Genomic DNA, 3,274 nt, shown 5'->3' with positions numbered 1-3,274 from the left:
GCTCTTTAACAATGTGAATCAAGCTGACAAATTTGAGATACGACTCAAGCGTATCCGGCAATTGTCGTGTGAGATCGCACCAGACCCCTTGGGGTTATATGGTCAAGCGATTAAGCGCATACGGTGGATGCCTAGGCAGCCAGAGGCGATGAAAGACGTGGAAGCCTGCGATAAGGCTCGGTGAGGTGGCAAACGACCTGTGACCCGGGCATTTCTGAATGGGGAAACCCACCCAGCACAAGCTGGGTATCCCACACTGAATCCATAGGTGTTGGGAGGCGAACCGGGGGAACTGAAACATCTAAGTACCCCGAGGAAAAGAAATCAACCGAGATTCCCCCAGTAGCGGCGAGCGAACGGGGAGCAGCCCTTAAGCGTGGCAACCGATAGGCGAACGAGCTGGGAAGCTCGACCATAGCGGGTGATAGTCCCGTAGCCGAAATCCGAGTCACGTGAAATCGAGTAAGTCGGGGCACGAGAAACCTTGACTGAAGACGGGGGGACCATCCTCCAAGGCTAAATACTCCTGGCTGACCGATAGTGAACCAGTACCGTGAGGGAAAGGCGAAAAGAACCCCGGCGAGGGGAGTGAAATAGATCCTGAAACCGTATGCGTACAAGCAGTAGGAGCCCACGTGTTGGGTGACTGCGTACCTTTTGTATAATGGGTCAGCGACTTATATTCAGTGGCGAGCTTAACCGAGTAGGGGAGGCGTAGGGAAACCGAGTCTTAACTGGGCGACCAGTCGCTGGATATAGACCCGAAACCGGGCGATCTATCCATGGCCAGGGTGAAGGTTGAGTAACATCAACTGGAGGCCCGAACCCAAGTATGTTGAAAAATGCTGGGATGAGCTGTGGATCGGAGTGAAAGGCTAATCAAGCCCGGAGATAGCTGGTTCTCCTCGAAAGCTATTTAGGTAGCGCCTCACGTATCACCGCCGGGGGTAGAGCACTGTTTCGGCTAGGGGCCCATCCCGGGTTACCAAACCGAGGCAAACTCCGAATACCGGTGAGTGCAGCGTGGGAGACACACAGCGGGTGCTAACGTCCGTTGTGAAAAGGGAAACAACCCAGACCGTCAGCTAAGGTCCCGAAATCCTGGTTAAGTGGGAAACGATGTGGGAAGGCTTAGACAGCTAGGAGGTTGGCTTAGAAGCAGCCATCCTTTAAAGAAAGCGTAATAGCTCACTAGTCGAGTCGGCCTGCGCGGAAGATGTAACGGGGCTAAACCAGGTACCGAAGCTACGGGTTCGCCGAATGGCGAGCGGTAGAGGAGCGTCGTGTACGCCGACGAAGGTGTGTCGAGAGGCATGCTGGAGGTATCACGAGTGCGAATGCTGACATGAGTAACGACAAGGGATGTGAAAACCATCCCCGCCGGAAGACCAAGGGTTTCTGTTCGACGTCAATCGGAGCAGAGTGAGTCGGCCCCTAAGGCGAGGCCGAAAGGCGTAGTCGATGGGAAACGGGTTAATATTCCCGTACCTCACGTGATTGCGATGGGGGGACGAAGAAGGCTAGGTGAGCCGGGCGTTGGTAGCCCCGGTGAAAGTGCGTAGGCTGAGGACTCAGGCAAATCCGGGTCCTTTAGGCCGAGACACGAGACGAACAGACTACGGTCTGGAAGTCATTGATGCCACGCTTCCAAGAAAAGCCTCTAAGCTTCAGATCACGCGAGACCGTACCCCAAACCGACACAGGTGGTCAGGTAGAGAATACCCAGGCGCTTGAGAGAACTCGGGTGAAGGAACTAGGCAAAATGGTGCCGTAACTTCGGGAGAAGGCACGCCGGCGTTAGGTGAACACCCTCGCGGTGGGAGCCGAAGCCGGTCGAAGATACCAGGTGGCTGCAACTGTTTATTAAAAACACAGCACTCTGCTAACGCGTAAGCGGACGTATAGGGTGTGACGCCTGCCCGGTGCCGGAAGGTTAAGTGATGGTGTTAGCCGTAAGGCGAAGCTCTTGATCGAAGCCCCGGTAAACGGCGGCCGTAACTATAACGGTCCTAAGGTAGCGAAATTCCTTGTCGGGTAAGTTCCGACCTGCACGAATGGCGTAATGATGGCCACGCTGTCTCCACCCGAGACTCAGTGAAATTGAAATCGCCGTGAAGATGCGGTGTACCCGCGGCTAGACGGAAAGACCCCGTGAACCTTTACTATAGCTTCACACTGGACGCTGATGTTGCTTGTGTAGGATAGCTGGGAGGCTAGGAAACCCGGACGCCAGTTCGGGTGGAGCCACCCTTGAAATACCAGCCTGGCATCATTGGCGTTCTAACTTGGCACCGTTATCCGGTGTGAGGACAGTGTGTGGTGGGTAGTTTGACTGGGGCGGTCTCCTCCCAAAGAGTAACGGAGGAGCACGAAGGTACCCTCAGCACGGTTGGAAATCGTGCAGTGAGTGCAAGAGCATAAGGGTGCTTAACTGCGAGACAGACACGTCGAGCAGATACGAAAGTAGGTTCTAGTGATCCGGTGGTTCTGCATGGAAGGGCCATCGCTCAACGGATAAAAGGTACTCCGGGGATAACAGGCTGATACCGCCCAAGAGTTCACATCGACGGCGGTGTTTGGCACCTCGATGTCGGCTCATCACATCCTGGGGCTGAAGTCGGTCCCAAGGGTATGGCTGTTCGCCATTTAAAGTGGTACGCGAGCTGGGTTTAGAACGTCGTGAGACAGTTCGGTCCCTATCTGCCGTGGGCGTCGGAAGTTTGAGAAGTGCTGCTCCTAGTACGAGAGGACCGGAGTGGACGCACCGCTGGTGTTCCGGTTGTGATGCCCATCGCATTGCCGGGTAGCTATGTGCGGACGGGATAACCGCTGAAAGCATCTAAGCGGGAAGCCCCCTTCAAGATGAGACTTCCCTGGGGCCTTGCGCCCCCTGAAGGACCCTCGAAGACGACGAGGTTGATAGGCGCGGTGTGGACGTGCGGCAACGCATTGAGCTAACGCGTACTAATGGTCCGTGAGGCTTGACCATATAACACCCAAGGGGCCTGATGGCCCATGGGCGAGAACACACGACGGATACGACGAGTCGTCTCGAACAGCTTGATTCACCTTGTTCAAGACCAGGTACAGGGGCGTTGCCACGGCAGCGTGCCCACAGTTACGCCTGACGACCATAGCGAGCGGGTCCCACCTGACCCCATGCCGAACTCAGCAGTGAAACCGCTCAGCGCCGATGGTAGTGTGGGGCTTCCCCATGCGAGAGTAGGTCATCGTCAGGCATTTATTTCGACACCCCCGGCCAGTGGTCGGGGGT

The 3,274-nt window shown here is 55.8% G+C and carries 2 rRNA genes; both read left to right on the top strand.

From position 1 onward, the window contains the following. Positions 1-100: 100 nt before the first annotated feature. Positions 101-2,989, top strand: a 23S ribosomal RNA gene (locus HR9077_RS17130). Positions 2,990-3,123: 134 nt separating this feature from the next. Further along, a 5S ribosomal RNA gene (gene rrf / locus HR9077_RS17125) occupies positions 3,124-3,239 on the top strand. The last annotated feature ends 35 nt before the right edge of the window (positions 3,240-3,274 follow it).

The sequence above is a fragment of the Modicisalibacter radicis genome (assembly GCF_900961225.1).
GTDB lineage: Bacteria > Pseudomonadota > Gammaproteobacteria > Pseudomonadales > Halomonadaceae > Modicisalibacter.
The sequence above is the reverse complement of the archived record's forward strand: the minus strand, read 5'-3'. Positions and strand labels throughout refer to the sequence as shown.